Source organism: Dyadobacter sp. 22481, assembly GCF_052044875.1.
In the GTDB taxonomy this organism is placed as follows: domain Bacteria; phylum Bacteroidota; class Bacteroidia; order Cytophagales; family Spirosomataceae; genus Dyadobacter; species Dyadobacter endophyticus.
The window spans coordinates 831,369-855,584 of sequence record NZ_JBQENV010000003.1; the positions used below are offsets into that span (position 1 = coordinate 831,369).

The 24,216-nt window shown below is 49.8% G+C and carries 19 protein-coding genes; all 19 read right to left on the reverse strand.

Going from position 1 to position 24,216, the window contains the following annotated elements; genetic code table 11:
* Positions 1-11: 11 nt before the first annotated feature.
* Entirely contained in the window at positions 12-1,304 is a 1,293-nt protein-coding gene (locus ACTJJJ_RS22190; RefSeq protein WP_426295809.1) for a Pycsar system effector family protein, read from the reverse strand.
* A 24-nt stretch (positions 1,305-1,328) separates the two neighbouring features.
* Complete coding sequence (locus ACTJJJ_RS22195; RefSeq protein WP_188935731.1) at positions 1,329-3,725, reverse strand: GAF domain-containing protein; 2,397 nt, start codon at positions 3,723-3,725, stop codon at positions 1,329-1,331.
* 105 nt (positions 3,726-3,830) lie between these two features.
* A complete protein-coding gene (locus ACTJJJ_RS22200) occupies positions 3,831-5,108 on the reverse strand; it encodes an NAD(P)/FAD-dependent oxidoreductase (protein WP_188935733.1) in 1,278 nt (425 codons plus the stop codon).
* A 103-nt stretch (positions 5,109-5,211) separates the two neighbouring features.
* Positions 5,212-5,940 carry a methyltransferase family protein gene (locus ACTJJJ_RS22205; protein WP_440703064.1) on the reverse strand — a complete coding sequence of 243 codons (729 nt, stop codon included), beginning with the start codon at positions 5,938-5,940 and terminating at the stop codon, positions 5,212-5,214.
* Entirely contained in the window at positions 5,937-6,686 is a 750-nt protein-coding gene (cmoA, locus tag ACTJJJ_RS22210) for a carboxy-S-adenosyl-L-methionine synthase CmoA (RefSeq protein ID WP_426295811.1), read from the reverse strand. The genes ACTJJJ_RS22205 and cmoA overlap by 4 nt, the downstream gene beginning before the upstream one ends.
* Before the next feature lie 15 nt (positions 6,687-6,701).
* Positions 6,702-7,340, reverse strand: coding sequence for a sterol desaturase family protein (locus tag ACTJJJ_RS22215; RefSeq protein ID WP_188935740.1), 639 nt, complete (start codon positions 7,338-7,340; stop codon positions 6,702-6,704).
* A 1-nt stretch (position 7,341) separates the two neighbouring features.
* On the reverse strand, positions 7,342-7,911 hold the full coding sequence (locus tag ACTJJJ_RS22220) for a DUF4833 domain-containing protein (protein WP_188935742.1): 570 nt from the start codon (positions 7,909-7,911) through the stop codon (positions 7,342-7,344).
* A gap of 21 nt (positions 7,912-7,932) precedes the next feature.
* Positions 7,933-8,838, reverse strand: coding sequence for a PfkB family carbohydrate kinase (locus ACTJJJ_RS22225; RefSeq protein ID WP_188935744.1), 906 nt, complete (start codon positions 8,836-8,838; stop codon positions 7,933-7,935).
* 49 nt (positions 8,839-8,887) lie between these two features.
* Entirely contained in the window at positions 8,888-9,595 is a 708-nt protein-coding gene (locus ACTJJJ_RS22230; protein WP_188935746.1) for an HAD family hydrolase, read from the reverse strand.
* Between the two features lie 104 nt (positions 9,596-9,699).
* On the reverse strand, positions 9,700-10,698 hold the full coding sequence (locus ACTJJJ_RS22235; protein WP_440703065.1) for a lysylphosphatidylglycerol synthase transmembrane domain-containing protein: 999 nt from the start codon (positions 10,696-10,698) through the stop codon (positions 9,700-9,702).
* Positions 10,699-10,720: 22 nt separating this feature from the next.
* Positions 10,721-11,680, reverse strand: a complete 960-nt coding sequence (locus ACTJJJ_RS22240; protein WP_188935750.1) for a CDP-alcohol phosphatidyltransferase family protein — start codon at positions 11,678-11,680, stop codon at positions 10,721-10,723.
* On the reverse strand, positions 11,680-12,549 hold the full coding sequence (locus ACTJJJ_RS22245) for a hypothetical protein (protein ID WP_188935752.1): 870 nt from the start codon (positions 12,547-12,549) through the stop codon (positions 11,680-11,682). Before ACTJJJ_RS22245 ends, ACTJJJ_RS22240 begins: the two co-directional genes overlap by 1 nt.
* Before the next feature lie 78 nt (positions 12,550-12,627).
* On the reverse strand, positions 12,628-13,341 hold the full coding sequence (locus tag ACTJJJ_RS22250; protein ID WP_188935754.1) for a nucleotidyltransferase family protein: 714 nt from the start codon (positions 13,339-13,341) through the stop codon (positions 12,628-12,630).
* A gap of 27 nt (positions 13,342-13,368) precedes the next feature.
* Complete coding sequence (locus ACTJJJ_RS22255; protein ID WP_188935756.1) at positions 13,369-15,939, reverse strand: DUF5686 and carboxypeptidase-like regulatory domain-containing protein; 2,571 nt, start codon at positions 15,937-15,939, stop codon at positions 13,369-13,371.
* A 112-nt stretch (positions 15,940-16,051) separates the two neighbouring features.
* Positions 16,052-17,062: an NAD-dependent epimerase/dehydratase family protein gene (locus ACTJJJ_RS22260; RefSeq protein WP_440703066.1), complete on the reverse strand. Its 1,011-nt coding sequence runs from the start codon at positions 17,060-17,062 to the stop codon at positions 16,052-16,054.
* On the reverse strand, positions 17,059-18,180 hold the full coding sequence (locus tag ACTJJJ_RS22265; RefSeq protein ID WP_188935760.1) for a hypothetical protein: 1,122 nt from the start codon (positions 18,178-18,180) through the stop codon (positions 17,059-17,061). The genes ACTJJJ_RS22260 and ACTJJJ_RS22265 overlap by 4 nt, the downstream gene beginning before the upstream one ends.
* Positions 18,177-19,388 (reverse strand): serine palmitoyltransferase, encoded by a 1,212-nt coding sequence (spt, locus tag ACTJJJ_RS22270; protein ID WP_188935762.1) that lies wholly within the window; start codon positions 19,386-19,388, stop codon positions 18,177-18,179. The genes ACTJJJ_RS22265 and spt overlap by 4 nt, the downstream gene beginning before the upstream one ends.
* A 450-nt stretch (positions 19,389-19,838) precedes the next feature.
* Positions 19,839-22,985 (reverse strand): efflux RND transporter permease subunit, encoded by a 3,147-nt coding sequence (locus tag ACTJJJ_RS22275; protein ID WP_440703067.1) that lies wholly within the window; start codon positions 22,983-22,985, stop codon positions 19,839-19,841.
* Between the two features lie 19 nt (positions 22,986-23,004).
* Positions 23,005-24,054 (reverse strand): efflux RND transporter periplasmic adaptor subunit, encoded by a 1,050-nt coding sequence (locus tag ACTJJJ_RS22280; protein ID WP_188935766.1) that lies wholly within the window; start codon positions 24,052-24,054, stop codon positions 23,005-23,007.
* Positions 24,055-24,216 lie beyond the last annotated feature (162 nt).

Sequence of the window (24,216 nt, forward strand, 5' to 3'; positions counted from 1 at the left end):
AAGACGGCGGATCAGTGTTCGAAGAGAATGGAGGCGATCACAAACGCGATCACAGAAATGACAATTCCAAACATGAATACATTGTAACCAACACGCAGCAGGCGGTACTTCCTCCCGAGCACAACTCCCTGTGAATAAACATCTTTCGTAAGACTTCCATACAGAAACTCGCGGTCGTTCATCATCGTCTGCATGCCTTTGGAATACTCATCGAACGACATCCGGTAGAAATTCCCGAAAAATAGCAGGTTCACGCTTTTTGCATCGATATCATGCTGTGTGAATGTACCGCGGGGGATCGTCGGGCGAGTAGAAAGGATCGAGAATACCATGGTCACCATGCAAACGGTGAGCAGCATCATAGTCGGGAGGATGAGGTACGCGTTGTCTTCGAGCTTGCGAACAAGCACGCTCAGGAGCACCGAAATAATGATCGACGTGGTGGTGATCATAATATGCGCCTTGTTGTCGGCCATGTCGCTCAGGCGCTGGTGGTTGTTGGAACTGATCCGGAACATGGTTTCGATACCCTTGTCCGGCCGGTCGTCCTTTTTCTTTTTACCTTCGGCTATTTCGGGAATGAATGGTTTTTCGTCCCTGTGCTTGTTTTCTTCTTTATGCTTGATGGCTGGCAAGAGGGGCGCTTCGCTGGCTGCTGGTCCGGCATCCTCCACTACGGCACTTTCCTCCGACGCTTCAAGGGAGTCTTCAACGAGCTTTTGTTTGAGCTTTTCAAGGTTCTTTTTCTTCTGCTTATCGAGCAGGTCGCGGCAGTAGTCGGTCTGGTACTCGTGGTTTTCAAGGAGTCTGATCGTGCTTCTGCGCCAATCCGTCTTGTCGATCTTCCTGCCAAGGCGCTGCTCGGCTTCTTTTCTGACGAGCTTGTTCCAATCCCCGAATTCCGGTGTACCTAAATGGAACAGATCGGCGTCGCAAACTACCTGTTCGAGGAAATTAGCCGGATTTTGCGGCCAGACGGTCGCCAGAATGCAGCCCTGTACCTCGGAAATCACTTCCTCGTCCACCTCCTCAGAGCGCAGAAATTCAGCGGCCATTTCGGCGCCCCGCTTCTCGTGCCCTTCCGCCTCACCGGTGCTGTAACCCGTATCATGAAACCACGCGGCCGTCACGACAATGAAAGTCTCTTTGTCCTCCAACCGGTAATGATTGGCGATCTTGACGGCATTGGCCACCACAGACTCGGTGTGAACGAGGTTGTGGTAACTGAGTTGCGCGAGCGCCTTCGTGCCGAAAAAATGGTGGACATGATGCTTAACCTTGTCGAGCCGATGGTTATAGTTCATAGAACATTCAGTTATAATGCTTCGTTAATTCCAGTCCGATTCCAGGTTCACGCCCACACGGAGCGCTTTGAGGCCCGTAACTCCCTGCAAGTCTTCCAGATCGAAGAATTCCAGGTCATCCAATAAAGTATTTTTTTCTTGTAAATACCGGACATAGCCTACATATTCTTCGGCGGATTTACTGTTGAAATACACCAATGCAATCTTGCCCGGCTGGGTAAGCCGTTCGCCGGTACCTTTCACATGTACCTTGTCGATCCGTTTCTTGATCACCTGGTACCGGATGTTATAGGCGCCTTCTACATCGAACCGCCGCTCGTCGTCGCGGAAACTGATATCGATGCTACCCGAGTTGATGAAAATCAGCTGGGTGGTTTCAAGCGGCTTTTCAAGTTGCGGGATCAGCGAATGCGTGATCCGCGCGATGGCAGCCATGGTCGTCAGCTGCCACAGACGAATGTTTTTCAGGTAAAGTTCGCTGAAACGCTTTTCCGGTTCAATGGACTGGCCAATGTAAATATCGTATTCTATACCGTCCGTGCGGAATTTTTCGAAATAGCACGGATACGATTGCTGTATTTCGTTCCTGAAAAGATCGAGGTAGAGGTTAACCGACGAGTTGATCGCCTGCATCGACGCTTCAAGCTCACGGCGGTTGGCAAATGCCGAGCCATGATCCTCATCGATCATCTCGAAATACTGGTCGATGCGGTTCCTCAGAACCAGCTCTCCGGGATCCATTACTCCTGAGCCGAACATTTTCAGACTTTCTTCTTTGAAATGTTCCAAAAACGGGTGCGCCTCGTTTTCGAGGAAGTCCCGGATCTTCATTTCGTCGTTATCGGTGCTTTCGTCGGTGATGTCCGCAATCCATTTCCGGCATTTGAAGATCATCTCGTCGGCCAGCCCGAACCCGAGTTTTTGTTTAAGGACAGTAAAGGTTTCTATCAATACATTGAATTGAAGACGGAGATCTTCCCTGAGTGCTGCATTTCTTTCAAGTGTGGAGTTCCGGATGTCGATCGCGCCGTAAAGCGGAAATACGTTCCTGAACTGGATTCCTTCGATTTCAGCACTTTGCGGGTTAAGGGCCTTGTCGCGGAGGTAGTGCCAGGCCGTTTCGCGGAACCGCCATTGTACGGCAGGCTGCAAGGAGGTAAATTTGTCGCGGATCACATTATCGATCTGCAAATTGAACTCATCGATGTAGTTCGTCATCATCTGCGCGATCCACGGCAGCGCGATATCCAGCTTTGCTAGCAGGCGTTCATCGATCGATTTCTGCTCTTTGGAATACACTTCCAGGACCCCTACCACTTGCTTATCATGGTAAACAGGAAGCAGTGCATACGCCTCCACACCGTCGTTCCGGAGAATGCGGATGAAGTCCTGCTTTTTCGGGTCTTCCATACCCAGGTTGCGCAATAGCAGCGTTTTCGGTGCCTCGAAGTACTGCGTTGCCATATCCAGGTAGGTTTGCTCGGCGACGTCATTCTCGGTCGCAGCGCTCATCAGCTTGCTGAAAAGGATAGAGCTCCGGTCGAACACCAGTTTGTTATTGACCCGCAGAACTGCCATCAGGCCAAAGTCGATACCGGGGTTTTCGACCAACATTTTCAATGCGCCTGCTACGTGGTTGAAATACGTTTTGGGATCATAGGACGCACGGTCGAGGATCGTATTTTTGATACTTTCGACGGCGTGCTCGGCCGTAACGTCGGTGAGCGTGATTACCGAAAAGCCTTCGAAATGAAACAGGCTATGCGGCAGCAGGGTTGAAAACACATTGACATCAAAATTCTCCTGCAAATCGAAGCGCAAGGTGTCCAGATCAAGCTCGGGGAGACTGCCTTTGGCATATACTTCACAAAAACGATTGTCGATGTGCGCCCGGTAATACTTTTGCAGGCCCGAGGCGTCGTCCATCAAAGTAATGATCATGTCGGGGTGGTGCAACGGGGGAAAATGGTAGAGCTTTTCCAGAATGAAGGAATAAAGCATCTGCAATTTCTGCTTGTAGTTGACGCCCCGGTCCTCGATGAGGTCGCACCTGATATTGCCATCCTGCTGAAAGAGCAGGCTGTAAAAGCCCGAAGTGCCGTAGAATACCACGGGACTGACGGGAACACTCAACGCCCAGAAAACTTCCTTTTCGTTGGCGATAGGTGGCATAAGCATGCCATAGATCAAACTCAGTTCTTCCTTATAGTTGTTGACTTCTGACAGCGGAATATCCTTGCTGAAAGCCGGATTGGCTTTCAGCTTGTCGAGAACCAGCGAGAAAAATGTCTTTTTGACCGTTTCTTCCTGATCGCTTTTACTTTCCAGAAAGCTGATAAAGCTCCTGAAAGAAATGGATGAGTCAAGTTTCTGGAGACCGTATGGTGCGTTTTGAGTTACATCAATAGTGATCGGTTCCATTATTTGGTTTTTTGCACACTGAATGAATGCGCTGATGGCTTTCAGTTACTAAAATTCAGTGTTTTTTGTCAAACTGCCAACGATAAACGTCGAATTACGGTTCCATTAAACCGATTCGACCTTTTCCTGCGTTACCGAGGGCTTGATGATCATTCGCAGGGACTGATCTTTGGTGAAATAGGCAACCATCCAGTTGTACAGCGTTTTGATACGGTTACGATGGTTGATAAGCGCAATAAGGTGTATGAAAAGCCACGCCAGCCATGCGATCACGCCCTTGAAATGCCATTTGGGCGAGGGCAGGTCTACTACTGCTTTGGCACGGCCGATAATGGCCATCGAGCCTTTGTCATTGTATTTAAATGCATGCAATGGCCGGTGCTCAGCGATCCGTTCGAAGTTGCGGGCCAGGTTCTTGCCTTGCTGGATCGCCACCTGCGCTACCTGCGGATGCCCGGTTGGGAAGCCTTCGTCGGTACTTTGCAGGCAGCAGTCGCCGATTGCATAAATATTGTAGGTACTGTTTACTTTGTTGTACGCATCTACCAGCAGCCTGCGCCCGCGCCCGTAAGCTTCCGGCGGTATGCCTTCGAACACCCGGCCGGTAACTCCTGCTGCCCAGATGAGCGTTTTCGCCTCGATGCTGTCGCCTTCCGAAAAGTAAACCTTGTCGTCGACGAAATCGGACACGTGAGTATTGAGGCGGATTTTCACGCCGAGTTTACTGAGGTCTTTATAGGTATCCTCCTGCGATGCCTTGCTCATGGGCGAGAGCAACGCCTCGCTGCCGTCGACCAGGTATATTTCACTGCCTTTTCCGGCCAGTTCCGGGTATTCCCTGCGGAGAATGCCGTTTCGCATTTCGGCAAACATACCGGAAATTTCCACGCCCGTTGGCCCGCCGCCCGCAATTACCACCGTGAGCAGCTTTTTGATCTCCGCAGGATCGGTACTTAGGGTGGCTTGTTCCATTTGCATCAGCAGCTTGTTCCGCATACTGATCGCATCCTCGACGGTCTTCATCGGTGTCGCGTTCCGCTTCACATTTTCCATTCCGAAGAAATTCGTTTCTGCGCCAGTTGCGAAGACCAGGAAATCGTACGATAGCTCGCCGTTGTGGAGGATGATTTTATTCTCCCCCGGAACCACCTTTTGCAACTCCCCCATCCGGAAGTGAATATTTTCTTTTCCTGAAAAAAGTTTTCTGAACGGGTAACTAATACTCGATGGTTCCAGGAAGGCCGTAGCGACCTGGTATATCAGCGGCGGGAAGAAGTTGTAATTGTTCTTGTCGACCAGCGTTACCTCAAATTTCTTGCTTTTTGCAAGGTCCAGCGCCAGGTTCACCCCGGCAAATCCTCCTCCTACGATTACAATATTCATGGTGCTTAAATTATTAGGGGGTTGTCAATAAGTGCAATTCATCGGGCGGTTCAGGAGGGCGCGACCAATAGTGTGCCAGGCGGGTATTTTCGGATAGCGTTTTTCAAGCGATGCTGTCGGTCATCTTTCCCGACTTTTTCAAATGCCGGACGTAAGCGTACAATGCGCCGAGTACCAACACGATTCCCGCGAAAACAACAATCCGGTTATCAGCATTCCGAATAATCTCCGGGTACTTAAAAATCAATATGGCGACGATACCGATCAGCCACACGAGCAATGTATTGTATTCTTTTAAAAGCCAGCGCTTGTAATTGAAGCGCATGTCTTTGAACGTTTCCGAAATACCACTGAAATTGATCAGCCAGCGGTTCACCCGACTGCAATAGGCATCAAACTGCGTGCCGAATTTGTTCCTCAGAAAGTTCTCTTCGGCCAACACAATGGCCTGGTATATAAACAAAAACAGCGGCATTACGATTCCTACGTAGATCAGCGAATTGGCCAGAATGCCTACGCCGAGCAACATCAGAATATTACCTACATACAGCGGATTCCGGCAATGCCTGAAAATGCCCTCGGTTACAAGGGTTTCCGCATACACCTTTTTATCACGCCCGCCACGTATAATGTATGCGAGGCCAATGGTGACGCCCCTTATGATTTCCCCCGAAAATGTTACCAGCAAGCCCAGTATCACCGGGTATAAATAATAGGCAGGGCCGAATTGCCCTGGCGAAAAAAGCTGCGGCGACGGCAAAAACAGCAGCAGGTACAGAATGATAAACAGGTTATTTCTGTACTTGAAAAAGAAGTTACCGATCGCGATCATGATTTTTTGTGTGCTATCATTCCTGAAAAATTGTACCACTTGAAGAAAATTTCGCAGTCCGCGAAACCGGCCTCTTTCAGCAGAAGCATGTTTTCAGACAACTTGTACGGGATCAGTACATTTTCCAGCGCTTCGCGTTTCTGCGAAATTTCAAGCTCGCTGTAATGGTTCCGTCGCTTGTAGTTGTAATAGTATTTAATAAAATCACGATTGAATATGCTGCTTTCCGCCAGCACTTTCTCCACCAGCAGCAGCACGCCGCCGGGGTTCAATCCGTCGTAAATGTTTTTCAGGAGCCTTTCGCGATACAAGGGCCTTACGAATTGCAGCGTAAGGCAAAGGATCACTACAGAGCCATTGGTAATAGGAAGCTGCTGGTGCAGATCGCCCGGTACAAGGTCGTAAGGCCTTACGAAACCTGCCTCTTTAAGCTTCAAATCGCACTTATCGAGCATCTCCTGCGACTCGTCGATCCCGATGAACCGGATGTCCGAGGGAATGAGTTCGTCCAGACCAATCAGCGTAGTGCCGGTTGAACAACCCAGGTCGTACACAAATGTCCCTTCCTTCACATGGTCGGCAGCGATTTCGGCGAGCATCCGCTGCATCTCGTTGTAATAAGGTACTGACCTGCTGACCATATCATCAAAGACATTGACCACCGTGGTCCCGAACTTGAAGTCCGAAACTTTTGTGATTTCTTCTTTGAAGACCTGGTCTGAATTCTCACTTCCAAGGTTCTTCATAAGTTAACGTTACAGTTATATTGAGTTAGATTTCTGGGGCCGTCTTTCGTTCGAGTCGAACACTCTATCCCAAATATCTGAACTTACACCGTAACCTTTACTTGCATCCGAATAATGATGTTGCATGTGATGCTTCTTTAATTTCTTCCAGAACGCGGATTTGAAATTGGCATGATGCAACGCATAATGGCTCATATCATAAAACAGATACCCTGCCATAAACCCCGAATAAAAGGCCGCTACATAATATTCACTGAGAAAAACGGTGAATAGAAAGTAGAAACCCGTTGCCAGCGGAATGCTCACCGACGGTGGCATTACCAGCCTTTTGGCATCATTGGGATAGTCATGATGCACGCCATGGAAAATGAAATGGATTCGCTCCATAAACTTGCCATGGGGTGTAAAATGAAATACAAACCGGTGCATAAAGTATTCGGTGAATGTCCAGAAGAACAAGCCTCCGAGTACTGTACCTACAAAATTGTACCAGAGCATATTCCCCGGGCCTAGTGCTTTCCAGGAAAAGTAGCTGATCACCGGGACGAAAATGAAAAGCGGCACGCTGTAATGTACCTTCGAGAATGCCTCAAGAAAGTTGCTTTTAAACATCCTTGAAGATTCCGTTGCGTTGGATACATAGTTTTTAGGCATGTCAGGATGGTTTTATTCGCTGAATAATGGTTTTACCGGTAGCAATCTCGGTGCCTTTCAGCTCGATGTAGAGCACGTTTGGCGACCAGAAAGTACCGCCGTCGATCCGGATGAATACCCTGCTGAGAATGCACTCCTTCTTATCGATGCTGGTATAAACATGGTATTCGTTCCGCGTATCCCTCCGCAGGTAGAGCGGCAATTTGGAATAGGCTACCGAACGGAGCTCGTAGGCAGCATTGCCAATCGCTTTCGAATTGATACCATATGCAAATTTACGCTGCAAATAATTGAGCTCCTTGCGTATCCCGCCTTCCGGGTAACGGATCCAGAATGTGTTAACGGGGTTTCGTTCGCTGATTTTTCCCTGTTTGTCGACGTTGAGCTGGTAACAGATTGTATTCGTATTCGGATCGCGTTGAATGTAAAAAAGTAATCCGGGGACGTTGTTCGGGATCGGAAATTCATCCGGTTCCGCGGCGGCCGTGCCGGCTTTCTTGTCTGATAATCCTCCCGCATACGAAACAAGCGTCAGGCTGAGCGCCATCAGAATGTTGAGTACGTATTTCATGACTTTATTAATAAACTACTTTCAAAAAATGGCTTGTGCGATCATTTCACGGTCGCATTCGCCGTACTGTAATACTTCCTGAACCATCTCCGCATCCCCGGAGAACGGTCCCGACGACTGGATTTTCAGCGTCGCCATCGCCGCACCGAACTCACCCGCTTCCTGTACGCCTGCGCCCTTCACGCGCTGGCTCAGGTAGCCTGCCATGTAGGTATCGCCACAGCCGGTCGCGTCTACCACGTCGGTCGGTTTATATGCCGGGATCTGGTAAAAATGATCGTTTTTGTAAATCAACGACCCTTTGCTGCCGAGCGTAATGATGACTTCTTTTACTCCCAGATTGGCGAGATATTTCGCACCTTCGATCACGTCGCTGGTACCAGCCACCACTTCCATTTCAAACTCATTGGCTTTGAGAACATGGATATAGGGCAATGCTTCCTTTTTATCTTCCCAATCTTTGTACAAAACCTTCTGGTCTTTCACGTAGCGCAGGTAACCCTGGATATCGAGAGAAACCTTGCCTTTACCGGCCAGCATTTTGATCAGGTCCACAGTAATGTCGTCCGAAAGCAATGGGCCGAGGTGGAAATATTTCGCTTCGATGGCCGGCATTTGCGCTACGGTGAACGGTGCGGCTTTGTGCAGCACATTTTGTTCGCGGTGATCCTGGTTGGCGCTGTAAATGTTTTCGAAATAGACTGTGAAGGGGCTGTTCTGGGAAAATACCTCGATATTCTCTTCCCGCAAACCGGCAACGATATGGCTTTCTTTCTCGGCCAATGCAGTCACCAGCATATAGCGGACGTCGAACTGCCGGAGCGCCTTCGAAAAATAGAACGAAGTGCCCCCGGGCATATACTTGACAGACTGGGCAGTAACTACTTTATCCAAAGTGATGTGCCCGATGGTACATATGTCGTACATGGTACTGATGTCTCAACCCAAGCCTTAAGGCCTGGGTTATAGGTGATAACTAGCCCAGGCTCTTAATGGTGTCAGCCACCTGGGCAAAATCTTTAATTTCGGCATCGGCAACCGATGCCTTCGTTTCGGTATTGTCTTCGAATCCTGCTACATTCAGCCATACAGCCTTCGCACCTGTTGCTTTGGCGGCAAGAATGTCTTTGGAATACGAATCGCCTACCGCTACGCATTCGTGCGGAAGAAAGCCCTGCGCCTCCACGCCCAGCTGCCATATCGCGGGATCGGGCTTCCGGACGCCGACCACTGCCGATTCGACGACAGCCTGGAAATAATGCGCAATGCCAAATTCCTTTAAAACGCTATTCAGGTTTCCGTAAAAGTTGGAAACCATCACGAGGGGGTATTCGGCGGCCAGTTTTTCGAGAACGGGCGCTGCCTTTTCAACACTGGTGCGTGCGACGCGGTCGCATTCACGGGCGATGGCCTCGATGGCCTGACTGTCCAACTCATATCCGTTTTCTTTCAGATAGCCAAACTGCTGCTCTACTTTCAGGAACAGCACATCATAAAACACATGATGCGGCTGGATGATCGGATGGATAGCCAATGCCCTCTCGCCAAACTTGTATGCACTCGCAAATGCTTCTTTGTCAACCTTTACATGATTATGCTGATAAGCCTCCCACAAAACATTGGCCCAATGCAAGCCATTTGTGTCAATTGTGCCACCATAATCAAATAAAATTCCTTTAATCATTATCCTATCTCTTTATCAGTTCTCTAAAGAGGACTGCAATTGATTTTGTCTGTGCTTTGCCCCCAAAAGCCATCCCCTTGGCCCGGACTTTAGCCCGGGGATCACTAGTTAACAGGCACTGCTAGTTCTGTGTTGCTAGTCTGGCTGTTTTTAGTTTTTCTATTAATGAGGGCCAATCCGATGATAATCCAAACTATCTCTCTTATTCTCAAAACAACCCCAATAAAAATCCCTTGCGCTGCGGGCAAACCTACACTTCTTAATGCGAGTGCCAATCCTCCCTCTCTGGTCCCCAGCTGCATCGGGAAGAAGAAGATCAGGTTCGCGAACAGCGATGAGCCGGAGCTTACGATCAGCGACTGCGCCAATGTCATTTCCATTCCGATCGCGTGCGCCGTGAAATAGATTTCCAGACAGCCGATTACCCTTCCCGCAAACTCATAAAACAATGACGCGTAGAATGCGTTCCGTCTATCCGAGTACAGAACGCGAATCTGCTCGTCTACTTCGTAAAGTGTTTCCGCATTCTTCGTCGCGAATTCGCGGGCTTTGTGTTTAACAAAAGGTACCTTTTCCAGCAAACGGAACGTGCTTACAGTAAAGCCTTTTTTATAAACATTAATAAACCAATATCCCAAAACCAGCCCTACCACCAGCAATATCCCGCAACCTACCAGCATTACATCGCTCAAAGGAACCACCGCCACGATGAGTACAATCGAAGCCAGCCAGAATATGACATGCGAAAACATGTGCATCAGACTGTACAACAACACCGACGAAGTCGCTTTCTGAATGCCGAGCGTCGGTTTCAGTTCCATGATTCGATACGGTTCGCCACCCAATGCGACGAACGGCGTAATGTAGTTGATCGCATAGCCCGAGATCGTCAGCCGCAGTACGGCCCAGAACGACATGTTCGTCTCCGGCAGTTGCGGCTCGCGGATGATCGCGCGGAATGCGAGGGCATTCAGGATGTAAATCACCAGCCAGCTGCCGATCACCGGTAGGAACCAGATGCCCGTCCTGTTGATGTTCTCCCAAATCACGAGCAACCCTGTGCCATAGATCATATAGCCCAGCGAAAAAATTCCGATTGCCATGAAAAGGGCTTTGTACACCTTGCTACCCATTGTATTTGCCGGCGGTTATCTCCTTGTAAAAATGGTTGCTCACCTGCTCCTGCTTCACGACCATGTAAATCAGGATCGGGTTGAGGATGAATATGTCAAAAAAGAAATAGATCCATGATTGGTCAAGAAACAGCCACAGAAACAGGAATATCACCCGGGTGTTGAATTGGACGATATTGGTATATTTCATCAATGGCTTGTTCTGCGCACGGAAATCGGTAATGAGTTTCGCAGGTAGTCCGTTTTGATACTTTTCCTTCACGACCGCCAGCAGCTTCTGCAATTTGGGAGAGAAAAACTCCTGCTCTTTGGTATAGTTCAAATACAGCCTCGCTACGATTTTCATACCAAACTGCCGCGTCCAGCTCATTTCATCATATTCTCTTTGCAAATCGCGGCTATTGTCGAGCTCGCTGCCGTTGGTGCCTTTGATGAAAAACAAATGGACGTTGCGGTAGTAATCCGCCATGGCCGACTGGATCATATGTGACGCACCCGCTACCACGCCCGGCACCCATATCCACGCGCTCCACCCCTCTTCCATACTCCGCAAACAGATCGCGATATGAATGGCGATAAACCAGAAATCACCGGCAACACCATCCAGAATGCGGCCGAAACGGCTCTTGTCGTTCGTCATCCGCGCGAGCTGGCCGTCGGCACTGTCGAGCGAGTTAGCAAACATGAGCGAGAGCATCCCGATCACATTGATCCAAAGATTCTGCGGATAGAACAATATCCCCGCCGCCACGCCGAAAAAAATACTGATGATCGTCACCGGGTTCGGACGAATACCCACCTTCGCGCAAAACAATGCGATCTGGTAACCGATCGGCCTGTAAAACCAGATATCGATCTGCTCCTCGGTATCGTTCGATTTCAACGAATGCTCGAATGCCGAGGTCTTTTCAGGTTCTTCTGCCAATGGGCGGGGTGTGGTGGTTGTCTCCATTAGTTGTTATTCAAAAAACGTTGGTAAAGCCGACCGGCAATATGCCCCGCGGCCTGATCCCGGCACGGTGCGAAACTGGGCCAGTCGTTGAGGTCGATGATGCGGAAATCGCCGTCCTTCCCAATAATGGCATCGCCCCCGTAAATATCGATCCCCACTACCCCTGCCGCTTCGTTCGCGGTATTCTGCAAACCTTCGGCGCTGAACGGGTAATACACCGAATTACCGTTGATCTGCTGGTACTCCGCATATTTGTGGTGATTGGCGTCGTACGGGTAGAACCAGAAAAAGAAATCCGTACCCCTCACCCCGTAAAACTTCACCAGGTCACCGATCAAATGCTGGGAGATCACCGCGTCGGGAATTTCGCGCAATGCGTATTCCCTGAGTATCTCCTTGGCTTCCTCGCGCGATGCGGCAAACGACACATCTTCCTTATGGATGGCGTGGAAATCGCCTCTTTTGATCCAGTAACCTTTTCCTTTGATCTGATCAAAAACCTCATCTCCCTGATAATCGGTCGGTACGATGTAGCTGTCCGCTACGGGGATATGAGCATTATTCAATGCATTGGTCAGGTTGGTACGGAAGCAGTTCTCAATGCCGAATGCGGAGTTCAAAACCTGCGTGCCGTTCCTTTCCAGTTCCTGCAATCTGGCCACGACCTGCTTTTGGCGCGCCATGGTAAAAATCTTGCTGTAATTCACTGTTTCCATCGCCAGAAACTCATCTTCACAACAGATGGTAATGCGGCATCCCAGTTTTTCAAGCTCTTTGGCCGTCTGGGAAAAAATCGCATCGTCGTTCCCGATATGGTTGGGCGAAAACTTCTTGTTACGGTGCACGCCCAGAATTTCTAATTCGTTCATGTATGGTGTTGACCGGCAAAACGCCCCGGTCTGTTAGTAATAAATTGGTGTCAGTCGAGTGTGTGTCAATGTTTTATATTAAAAAGCCATTTCACCGCTCAGGAACAGCTCCGCCGTCTGGATGTCGCTCACGTGGTCCACGTCCACGATTTTGGTAAAGGGATAGGCTTTCAAATGCAAGCCATCCGCTACGAGCTGCCGCTGGAAGTTCCGCATCCGGCTCACGCCGTTTTCTACGGCCACATTCACGGTTTCGATCGCTTTCCGCCTGAGACAATAAATCCCGCCTGAAACAAACGGGGTATCGGTACTATTGTCGTCGGTGAAGGCGGTAATGCGGTCGTCGTCGTCAACTGCCACATAGAGAGGACTTTCGTCGTCGATGAATGCAGTCACGGCCATTTGGCCTTCCAGATCCTTATTGTCAGCAAACTCGGTGATGAATGCGCTGAATTCTTCTTCGCGGAAAACGGTATCGGTCGTTGTCAGGCAAACTTCGTTCAGCTCCGGGTCGCTTTTGAACAACTCGTAAACACTATGCAGCGAACTCGGTGTCGTTTTCTTCACAATTTGAACAGGCAGGTTTTCGCTCATGCCCATCAAATGCATTTCCAGCAGCGGCGATTCCTCGTTGACGATCACCATAATTTTCTCTGCATTATTCCGCATGAAAATCCCGATCAGCCGGTCGATCAGCATTTCGCCGTGCAGGCTCACCATCGGCTTCGGCAAAGTAAAACCTTCCTTCGCCAGACGTGATCCCTCTCCTGCTGCTATGATTGCGTAATTCATAATTAGTGTCCCTTTTAAATCAATGCCTTAAAAATCAAGCCTGAACCGCGCGCGGATACCCCATTCCGAAACATTCGGGTTGTCGAGATAGGTAAAACGTTTTACCAGATCCACTCGCAAGAGCTTGAAAATGTTGGCAATACCTACGCTACCCTCGATGTAAGGCTCGCGTGACAATGTGTAAGTAACCGGTTTACCGTCCTGATCGGTTGCAAAGCGGTAGAGCGACGGGTTGAATGCCGGATTGTTCTCGTCTCGCAAGCCGCCCATCAAGCCTTTGAAACTCACTACCTCGCGCAGTTTCAACCTTTTCAGCAATGGTATCTTGTTGAACAAAAAGCCGTTCAGGTAATACTGTACGTCCAGGCTCGCGTAATGGTCGCTCGCGAATTCCAGGAAGTTCATCAGGTTATATGAATTCAGCTGGTATGCGTAAGTCTGGTTGGCTCGGTGGATCGTCAACAGCGGGAATTGTATTTGTTTCCCAAAAATATAACCGCCCTCGGCTGTAATATCCGCGAAACCGAACTGCGACAGATAGAACCGTTTCTGGATATTCAAGGCCACATTATGGTAATTGTTTTCTCCTTCAAAAACCCCCTTCAAACCCGCATTATAGCGCAATGTAAAAATCGGGTATTTGTTGATGATCGGCGTTCGGTACAACTTGCCCTGGTAGTACTGCTCGTGCGGCGCATAACGAAACTCCACGTTTGCTTCGGTATTATTTAAAGTAAACGCGTTTTCGAGCTCGCCGCCCTCGTTCAGGCGCTCATAACGCAGCACGCCCGCGGGAGTTTGCCTCCATTGGGTAAAACCGATTTTATAGGAGAACCGGCTCTCAAACTCACGCACGTATTCCAGTTTATAAATATCATTGTACAACCAGCGGTTGTTATCCCCGCGTTTGAACGACAACAGGAAGTTGTCCTCCTGCACAAACTGCAACTCCTGGCCCGGGATCTTGGTATCGCGCTGGAAGCTCGCACGGATGTAATGCAGCGGGAAGTGGTATACGGATTTATTATTGAATGAATAGGTACCACTCAAAAAGTACTTCCATTTACGGTCTTTGAAACCGTAAGCCGCATAAGTTTCGAAATACACCCGCTTGCTCAGGTCGGTAGTGGTACGGCCACCGAAGCGGAGACGGAAACCTTCCACCGGGTTGAAGCTGTAAAATGTATTCACCGGCCCTATCTCCACTGCACCGAACGACTTGTAGCCCGACAGGAACAGCGTCGCAATGTCCATCGTCCGTTTAAAAGAAGGGATGGTCTGGAGCGTATCAATATTCTTGTAAATGTCCAGCTCGGTGCGTTCCAGCGGAATGTGCCGTTTGCTGGCCCAGAATGATTCGTTCGTTTTGATCTCCGGATTATACACGATCTCCTCGCCCGGGCCTCGGTAAATGCTATCCGGCCGCGGCTGGTTGATGGTATAATCCTTGAAATTCACCGTCCGCTGACCATACAAGCCGCCGTTCTTCTCGCCCAGCGCAAATTCCATCGCGAGCGTCGACTTATTCATGAAATAGCGGCCATCGACACCTTTCTCGAATTCCAGGCGCGCTTCGAGGTCGCGCATGAAGTTCAGGTTAATGTCCTTGTTGACGGTCAGGTAAGCGTTCTGCACGCCATATTTGCCGTCGAGGGTAACGTACAGTTTCCCTTCAAAAAGCATATCCGTCTTGTTCCGTGGAACGAAACCCAGCTCGATCAGCCACGGATCGGCGGTTTTGATCGTATCGCGGATAAAGAATTTATAGAATGTCGGTGCGGAGTTCGCGATCGGGCTCAGCAACAGGTTCGTGGCGATGGAGATATCGTTGTCGTAAATATTGATATCCTCATACAAACGGTTGAAATAGGCGCTCAAACCGTCGTTATCCACAAACTTCGCATCGAATTCGGCCCGGCGGTTGGCCAGCACGTATTGTTTCTTGTTGTAGGGGTTTTTGCGGAAGTAAACTTTGGAAAGCTTCTCCTGAATGTAGGCCGGAAGCATATTCTTGCCGCCCATTGCCGTGGAATCCTGGCTTTTGAACAAAAACTGGTAATTCCTAAAAATGCGTTTATCCTTGAAATCGTCGGAAAGGTTGCTCAATGCGAGCGAAATCTTTTCGTACTGTTCGTATTCCAAAAAATTGTTGCCCGAAGGCTTGTTCTCATCCTTGTGCGCGATTACCTCGCGGATGAGCTGTACCGCCGGATTGTCCTTGTTCCGGTAGCGGGCTTTTGTTTTAACGGTCACCTCTTTCAGCATGGAAGCGTCCACAGCCATCTTCACGTCGATCGTCTGGCTCACACCCGGTTTGATCGGCTTTTCAACGGCCATATAACCTACATAAGTGAATTTGATCGTCGCATGGTCTTCACGCAATGTCAATGCGTAACGGCCTTCGGCATCGGAGGCTGTCCCCATGGTTGTTCCCGGGATCAGGATCGACACGAACGGCAGGGTTTCACCTGTCTTCGCGTCTGTAACGGTACCTTTTATAGTTGTCGTCGACTGTGCGCTGGCCACGCCCGCGCCGATCTGCACAATGCTGATCACCACGAGTATATATAGCCATATCGACTTACTGATTGCTTTCATGTTGGAACGTTCGTCACGTGTTTTGGCTGCCCTGCTTGTTTTGAAATCATGTACGCTTCAACCACACCGACAGATTTGCCGGCCGTAGCGCATGATCAAGCGGGTACGCTAGTTAGAGCCACTTATTCTCCTTATACCAGGTCAATGTCTCTGCGAGGCCTCGGTGCAGATTATATTGCGGTTGGTAATGCAGGCGAGTTCGGGCTGCATCTATGCTGCAGATCCAGTTAGGGGCTGTGAGTTCTTTTAGTTTTTCCTGGTTCAAAACCGGTGTTGTTGATGAATTTGCATAAACAAGATCCAGGAGCCTGGCGATCGTTTCGACGAGCAGCAGCGGCAGGTGCGTGCGGAAAATCTGCTTTCCGCTGATGGCCCTGAACTGGTCTGCCAATGCGTAACGGTCGTATACCTGTCCGTCCGAGATATTGTAAACCGTTATTTCTTTCTCCGTTTCCCTCAATGCGGCCATAGTAGCCGTCACGAGGTCTGTTACATACACAAAACTCAACCTTTGCGGGCCTTTGCCAATGTAGGCATCGAGCCCTTTGCTGAGTGTTTTAAAAAGGACGAACAAGTCCTTTTCGCCGGGGCCATACACTGCTGTCGGGCGGATAATGCTCAGCGGCAGGCCAATTACTGTTTTCAGGTATTGCTCAGCCAAAAGCTTGCTTCGTCCGTAATCCGTCACCGGAACAGGCAAGGTTTCTTCTGTGATCGGCTGGGCCGCATTGTAAACCGCGGGGCCTAATGCCGCGAGGCTGCTCAAAAACACAAACCGCTTCAACGGAATATCCGCAGACACGGCAGCCTGCGCCAGATTCAGCGAATATTCCGCATTGACCAGGTTATAGGCAGCAGCGGTTTTGGCTTTGGTCACTCCCGCCGCGTGGATGATGTAGGCATATCCTCCATCTTCCAGCAGCTTCGTCAATTTATCTTTGGAACTGAAATCAGCATTCACATACACGAGGTCTGGCGCATCGGCATTAAGCTTTTTGAGGAAACTCAGGTCGCTGCTCGGCCTCACCGCCGCATGGACTTCCATGCCCGCTTCGAGTGCCGCCGCTACCAGGTGGTAACCTATAAATCCGCTGGCCCCTGTTATGAATAGCTTTTCCTTCATATCGGTTTCTCAAACAATCTGTACCGTTTGTACAGCTTCCCGTTGATCTGCTCGATGGCGTGGTTCATCAGGTAATTCTCTTCCAGCATCCATGAGCATTCTCCGCCCGTCACTTTGGTGCCGTAGGTGTTCTTGATAATGCGGCCATACAAACAGGCTTCGATACCCATTTTGCGGTAACCGTCGATCACCCCGAGCGTAAGCACGCGGATGCGCGTGATGTTCTTTTTACCAAACAGTAACTTAAAAATCCCGGTCGGCAACAAACGTCCGCGCTTGATTTTGATCAGAATCTGGTTGATATCGGGAATACCCAGTATAAATCCTACCAGTTCATTGTCTTTTTCAGCGACCAGACAATACCTCGGGTCAAGGATCATTTTCAGGTCCTTGGCCAGGTAATCAAATTCCGCCTCGGTAGTCGGTACAAAACCCAGGTTTTTGTCCCACGCCTTGTTGTACACTTCCCGGATCTTTACGACTTCATTTTTGAAATCTTTCAGATTCACCTGCCGGATCGTGATACCGCTTCTTTTGAGCCTTTCCTCCAATGCGTCGATCATCCGCACCGACTTGTCATTGGAATCCGCCACATTGATTTCGTAGGCCAGCAAATCGGTCTTCTTCGTCAAACCGGCCTTTTCCAGCAATGGCAGATAATAAGGCGCATTGTAAGGCATCATCGCCATTGGCGGCCGGTCGTAACCCTCGATCAGCAGACCGCAGGTTTCATTGGTTGACAAATTAACCGGCCCGACAAGCGTGTCAGCCCCTTTTTGCTTCACCCAGGCCGTGGCTTCTTTCAAAAGCGCATCCACCACCTTCTGGTCATTTACCGTATCGAAAAAGCCGAAAAAGCCGTCCTTCCGATTGGTAAACGCATTGTGGTTCGTGTTATAAATCGCCGCTATCCTTCCGTTCACCTTGTCTCCGTCGTAGGAGAGAAATAGTTTCACCTCCGAATGCTCATGGAACGGGTGCTTACCCGGTGTGAGCATGTCTTTTTGAGCAATGAACAATTCCGGTACATAATTCGGATCGTGCTGATACAGATCATGCGGAAAATCAATGAACTTGCCTAATTCCTTCGGAGTGCTTACGGGGGCTATGCGGGTCATAGTCTTTGTCTTTCGATAATTGCGTCAGGACAAACCTCACGGTAAATGCGGGACATTTTGTCGACTGCTTCCTCGATCTGGCTGAATGTATGTGTAGCCATCAGCGAGAAACGGATCAGCGACTGTTCCGGGCGTACCCCTGGTGAAACCACCGGGTTTACGAAAATCCCCTCGTCCTGCAATCTACGTGTCATGATGAAAGTCTTCTCGTTGTCGCGGATATACAGCGGCAGGATCGGGCTTTCGGTTGCACCCAGGTCGAAACCATTCACGAGCAGCAACTCTTTCGCGTATCTTGTATTGGCCCAAAGGCGCTCCATGTGGTGCGGCTCTGTTTCGATAATGTCCAAAGCAGCCAATGTGCTTCCCACGGATGCGGGCGTCATGCTCGCGCTAAACATGAGCGAGCGCGCGCGGTGTTTCAGGTAATCGATCGTAGCAGCGTCACCGGCGATAAACCCGCCCAGGGAAGCCAGCGATTTGCTGAATGTTCCCATAATAAGGTCGGTCGTTTCGGTAAGGCCAAAATAAGAGGCTGTTCCCGCTCCTTTATCACCGATCACCCCGAGGCTGTGCGCGTCGTCAACGAGCACCGTCGCATCGAACTCCTGAGCGATGGCATTCAGTTCGGGCAATTTTACGATATCGCCTTCCATACTGAAAATCCCGTCGGTAGCGATCAGCTTCACTGCCTCTTCCGGCAGCAGGCTTAGCTTTTTGCGCAGGTCGTTCATATCGTTGTGCGCATACTTGATCACTTTCGAGAACGACAGGCGGCTTCCATCGATAATGGACGCGTGGTCGCTTTCGTCGAGGATGAGGTAATCGTTCCGGCCGGTGAGACATGATAATGCGCCCAAATTGGCCTGGTAACCGGTGCTGAACAATACTGCACCTTCTTTTCCCACATATTTAGCCAGGCGACGTTCCAGCTCCTCGTGGATATCGAGGGTTCCGTTGAGGAAGCGCGAACCCGCGCAGCCTGTTCCGTACTTCTGGGCCGCTTTTTGCGAGGCTTCGATGATGTAGGGATGGGATGTAAGTCCCAGGTAGGAGTTGGACCCGAACATCAGGACCGGCTTCCCGTTAATAATAACCTCGGTATCCTGTCCGGACTCGATCGGTCTGAAAAAAGGATATACACCTTTTGCTCTTGCAATCGCCGGGTCTTTGAATTCGGCAATGCGATTATTTAAGATTTTACCCATAGTAATTTGTGTCAGAATCAACAGCTTGTTTTAGTGGGGTGCCTACCGGCATCAGGCTGCGGCCTGATAAAAGACATCAGGCAAGTCAGTTGGTATTGTAGCTTTTAATTCCCATGTTAGTACAATTAGATCGTGAGTCTGGATATTTGGATTTTTTGGCTTGTTGACCCGTCATCGATTGCCTTTAAATAATAAATTTCTGCCATTGAGAAACTCATATTTTGATTCGGCAACATTTCGGGTTAAGAGGTAAACCCAATCCCGGGCCGACTAGTTCATTAAAATACCCGTTCATTTTGTATTTTTCGGGTAAAAAGAAAAAAAATGTTTTGCCCCGTTTCCGTGCCCGGACCTGTAACCGTCAAGCTCTGACCGACTTTGCGTTTGCAGGAAGAAGTTAAAGTTACCGGACAAAACATTAATTTTTTCATGTTACCAGACTCAGTTTCTTTAAATTTCTTCCACTACAACGCTTTCCTGTACCCTCCCCGGCTTCGCACGCCACGCGTTCCATTTTTCTCCCAGCCTGTCAACCAGATAATATGCCATCGGCACCAGGTAGATTGTAAGGAGCATCGAGCTGGTCAAACCGCCGATCAGTACCCATGCGAGCGAGTTCTTCCATTCGGCCCCGGCACCTGTTGCGGTGGCTATCGGCACCATCCCGATCACCATCGCGATCGTGGTCATCAGGATCGGCCGGAGGCGTTCTTCGCCGGCAATGAGAATGGCCTGGCGGAATGGCACACCCAATGCCTTTTGCTGATTGGCAAAATCGACGATCAGGATCGCATTCTTCACTACGAGGCCGATCAGCATCAGCATACCAAGCATCGCGAATATTCCGATGTTCGACGACGATAATGCCAGCGCCAGCAGCGCGCCGATCACCGCAACCGGGATCGAAAACAGCACGACAAATGGGTACACAAAACTGTCGTAGAGCAACACCATGATGAAATACACGAGCATGAGCCCCGCCAACATCGCCAGCCCCAATGAACCAAAGCCTTCGCTCTGATTCTTAGCGTCACCGCCCCAGGTAAGTATAATGTCGTCCGGGAGCGGATTTTCCTTTAAACCGGCCTGAATATTACTCACCAAAGTTCCCGATCCAATCCCTAATGTATTGGCGGTGACTGTGACGGATGAGCGACGGTTTTTGCGCTCAACAATACTCGGACCGGTACTCAGGGTTACATCCGCAAACTGTGCAAGCTGCACGGATTGCTTAGCCACCGGACTGTAAAATGTAATCGCCTTCACATCCTCCGGGTTCTTGCGGTCGAATGCGTCGAGCATAATGCGGATATCGTAGTCTTCTCCCCCATCGCGAAATTTAGAATCGTCGTTACCGGCGAATGCATTTTGCATGGTTGCACCCACGGTTTGAATATCCAGACCCAATTTTGCCATCTTTTCTCTGTCGATATCCACGCGCACCTCGGGGTTACCAGCCTCTACCGAGACGTTGACGTCGTTTGCTCCCGGGGTTTTCCGGAGGCGATTGGCGAGGTCATTTGCCGCGGCCAGGATTTTATCGAGGTTGTCGCCGCTGAGGAATACTTCAATAGGCGCAGTTCCTGAATTTACCATCCCGATAGCTGCCGAATTGAATTCCACTCCCGCGAATTTCTGTTCCAGTTCCTTACGTACCGAGAGCATATAATCCTCTGTCGGCTGTGCATTCTTGCGTTCTTTTACTGGTATAAGCTCCACTGTAAGCTCCGTACGGTTGGTCTCGCCACGTCCTGAACTGTTCAGACCGGTACTTGCACCACCGACGTTCGCGAAAATCGTTTTTACTTCCGGCTTTTTGCGGAGGTAGTCTTCAATGCTTCGCGCGGTGAGGTTATTCTGTTGCAATGAGGCACTTTTATCGAGTTTCATCGTGAGCAGGAACTTACCCTGATCACCTTCCGCCACAAATTCCGAACCGATAATACCCAGGCCCATTACCCAGCCGGTCATGACCACGATCGCCACCAATATACCCGAGAAAGCCAGTTTGTGCCCTAGCACCCATTCCAGGGAGCCGTGGTACCATTTTGTGATTGCTGTCAAACCTTTTTCAAACCAGATCAGGAAAGCTTGCGCCGGATTTTTTGGGTTAAGACGTTCGACTTTCGCCATATTGGACGTCATCCAGGGAGTTAATGTAAAACTCACGAGCAAACTGACCATTGTAGCAAAGGCAACCGTCAATGAAAACTGCCTCAAAAGATCTGCAATCACCGAATTCACAAAGGTAATCGGCACAAAAACGACCACGATCACGAGCGTAATGGCTAATGCAGCAAAACCGATCTCTGTAACGCCGTCGATGGTAGCATCCCAGGCATTTTTCCCCATTTCCAAATGCCGCTGGATGTTTTCCAGGATCACTATCGAGTCGTCGACCAGGATACCGATCACGAGCGAAAGCGCAAGGAGCGTCATCAGATTGAGCGAATAGCCCATTACGTACATAAAAAGGAATGCGGCGATGAGCGAAGCAGGTACCGAAACCATGACGATGAATGCATTCCGGAAGCTGTGCAGGAACAGCAGCATTACCACGGCGACGAGGATTACCGCGATCACCAAATCATGCGTTACCGCTTCCACCGATTCCAGCGTAAATATCGAACTGTCGTAAGCGATCGCGAATTTAATTTTGTCTTTGGCATTGGCCTTCTCAATGGAAGCCAGCTTCGCCTGTACCGATTTGCTGATCTCGACGGCATTTGCATCGGATTGTTTCTTGATAAACAAACCAATACCGTTTCCGCCATTGTACCGGCTGATGCTCTCGGCGTCGGTCAGGCCGTCGGTGATCTCGGCCACGTCGCCTACCCGGATCGGGCTATTGTTTACCGGCGATGTGATGACAAGGTTGCGGATATCGTCGAGTGAGGCGAATTTACCGGCTAGCCGCAAGGTCATGTTCTCCGACGTGCTTTTCACTTTCCCGGTCGGGAAATCAAGGTTGGCCTGGTTAATGGCCTGTGTTACCTGCAAAAGCGATAGTCCGTAGAAACGCAGTTTATCATTATTTACATTAACACGGATCTCCCGCTGGTCGCCGCCGGTCATCGTAATCTCGGCCACGCCTTCTATCTGCTGCAACATCGGCAGGTATTTGTCTTCTACCTGTTGATAAAAAACTTCATTGGGCAGGCTCGAAGTCGCAAGCAGCTGCATAATGGGCTGGTCGCTCGGCGAGATTTTGGATAATGAAGGAGTCTCGGCGTCGTCGGGCAGGTCGCTGAGCATATTGTTCACATCGCGCTGGGCATCCTCCAATGCCTTATCGATGTCGGTACCCGCCTTAAACTGCACGATCACGAGCGACGCACTTTCCATCGATTTGGAAGTCACGTCTTCGATATTATCCAGGCCGGACACCGCGTCTTCTATCTTCTTGCTGACCTCGGCCTCTACCTCCGTCGGCGCCGCGCCTGGATATAATGTTGTAATGGTGATGGTCGGAACGGAGAATTCCGGCAGCAGCACGTAGCTAAGCTGGTTATAGGAAACCAGACCGCCAATGAACAGGATCGCGAAAAGCACGATGATCATCGACGGGCGCTTCAATATGGTTTCAATGAATTTCATGAGCTTATTGATGAAGTGTTTACTGTGCGATAACCGATGTCCCGTTTTGCAGGTTGATCTGCCCGCTGGTCACGACCTGGTCCCCGGCTTTCAGGCCTTTGGTAATTTCATAGTATTCGTTCGTGGTTGCACCTACCGCTACGTCGCGCAATGCGGCCTTGCCGTTTTCAACCACATACAATTGCGGCTGCTTCGCCGAGCCCATGATCGCTTGCCGAGGTACCGCCAATGCCTCGCCCTTCACGCGCGCCGCGCTTGCGATCGAGCCATACATGCCCGCTTTCAATGGATTGGTTGATGAATTCTGCACAGTAATTTCCACAGGATAGTTATGTGCCTCGTCGCCCTGAGCGGCAACCATCGTCACCCGGCCATTGAAGTTCGCATGCGGGTATACATCCGTGTGTACGGAAATGCTTTTACCTGTCCTGAATTCATTCACCGATTTCTCAGGAATATTCACAACCAATTTCAGTGAAGAAATATCAGTAATCTCGGCGATCGGTGTTCCCTGACTCACTACCGAGCCTTTCTCCACCATTTTGGCAGTGATAATTCCGCCAAACGGCGCAATAATGCTGGTGTTTTTGATTTGCTTGTTCAACTGCTTGATTTGCGCCTGCGTGCTGCGGATGCTCAACTCCGTCCTTTCGACATTCACCGCAGGAACCGCGTCGCCTTTCACCAACGCTTCGTAGCGTTTCAAGTCATTCTGATAACCTTCCAATGTCACTTGCAAAGCCTCCACCTGGTAATGCAGCTGCTCGTCGTCGATCTTAGCGATCAATTGCCCGGCGGCCACGTGCTGCCCTACTTCTACATTGAGTTTCACGATCTCGCCACCTGCCTGGGGACGGATTTCAGCCTTCCGGTTTGGGTCAAACGATCCCAAAAACCCCGATTCCTGTGAAAGATCGCGTAGTTCAGCCACTGCTACCTTCACCCCTACCTTGGGGTCAGGGTCGGGTACATATACTTTTTGCTCTGTTTTTTCCTTGTTGCTCAGCAACTTCGCCGCAGTAAGCCCTAGTACGGCAATAATTCCCAGGAAGATGAATAGACGTTTCATGAGTGTTGAATGAGTGAATTGTGAATGAGTGAATACCTTGGAGTGAAAATCCGAGCGAAGGCGACGAGAGAACAAGCAACATTCACTCATTCGCACATTCACTCATTAATTTTTAGCTGTTGATGAAGTGCCTGTCTGTTGATGAAGATGGCATTATTGATG

Coding starts and splice junctions, on each gene's coding strand:
- ACTJJJ_RS22190 (WP_426295809.1), bottom strand. CDS start 1,304: ATGAACTATAACCATCGGCTCGACAAGGTTAAGCATCATGTCCACCAT.
- ACTJJJ_RS22195 (WP_188935731.1), bottom strand. CDS start 3,725: ATGGAACCGATCACTATTGATGTAACTCAAAACGCACCATACGGTCTC.
- ACTJJJ_RS22200 (WP_188935733.1), bottom strand. CDS start 5,108: ATGAATATTGTAATCGTAGGAGGAGGATTTGCCGGGGTGAACCTGGCG.
- ACTJJJ_RS22205 (WP_440703064.1), bottom strand. CDS start 5,940: ATGATCGCGATCGGTAACTTCTTTTTCAAGTACAGAAATAACCTGTTT.
- cmoA (WP_426295811.1), bottom strand. CDS start 6,686: ATGAAGAACCTTGGAAGTGAGAATTCAGACCAGGTCTTCAAAGAAGAA.
- ACTJJJ_RS22215 (WP_188935740.1), bottom strand. CDS start 7,340: ATGCCTAAAAACTATGTATCCAACGCAACGGAATCTTCAAGGATGTTT.
- ACTJJJ_RS22220 (WP_188935742.1), bottom strand. CDS start 7,911: ATGAAATACGTACTCAACATTCTGATGGCGCTCAGCCTGACGCTTGTT.
- ACTJJJ_RS22225 (WP_188935744.1), bottom strand. CDS start 8,838: ATGTACGACATATGTACCATCGGGCACATCACTTTGGATAAAGTAGTT.
- ACTJJJ_RS22230 (WP_188935746.1), bottom strand. CDS start 9,595: ATGATTAAAGGAATTTTATTTGATTATGGTGGCACAATTGACACAAAT.
- ACTJJJ_RS22235 (WP_440703065.1), bottom strand. CDS start 10,698: ATGGCAATCGGAATTTTTTCGCTGGGCTATATGATCTATGGCACAGGG.
- ACTJJJ_RS22240 (WP_188935750.1), bottom strand. CDS start 11,680: ATGGAGACAACCACCACACCCCGCCCATTGGCAGAAGAACCTGAAAAG.
- ACTJJJ_RS22245 (WP_188935752.1), bottom strand. CDS start 12,549: ATGAACGAATTAGAAATTCTGGGCGTGCACCGTAACAAGAAGTTTTCG.
- ACTJJJ_RS22250 (WP_188935754.1), bottom strand. CDS start 13,341: ATGAATTACGCAATCATAGCAGCAGGAGAGGGATCACGTCTGGCGAAG.
- ACTJJJ_RS22255 (WP_188935756.1), bottom strand. CDS start 15,939: ATGAAAGCAATCAGTAAGTCGATATGGCTATATATACTCGTGGTGATC.
- ACTJJJ_RS22260 (WP_440703066.1), bottom strand. CDS start 17,062: ATGAAGGAAAAGCTATTCATAACAGGGGCCAGCGGATTTATAGGTTAC.
- ACTJJJ_RS22265 (WP_188935760.1), bottom strand. CDS start 18,180: ATGACCCGCATAGCCCCCGTAAGCACTCCGAAGGAATTAGGCAAGTTC.
- spt (WP_188935762.1), bottom strand. CDS start 19,388: ATGGGTAAAATCTTAAATAATCGCATTGCCGAATTCAAAGACCCGGCG.
- ACTJJJ_RS22275 (WP_440703067.1), bottom strand. CDS start 22,985: ATGAAATTCATTGAAACCATATTGAAGCGCCCGTCGATGATCATCGTG.
- ACTJJJ_RS22280 (WP_188935766.1), bottom strand. CDS start 24,054: ATGAAACGTCTATTCATCTTCCTGGGAATTATTGCCGTACTAGGGCTT.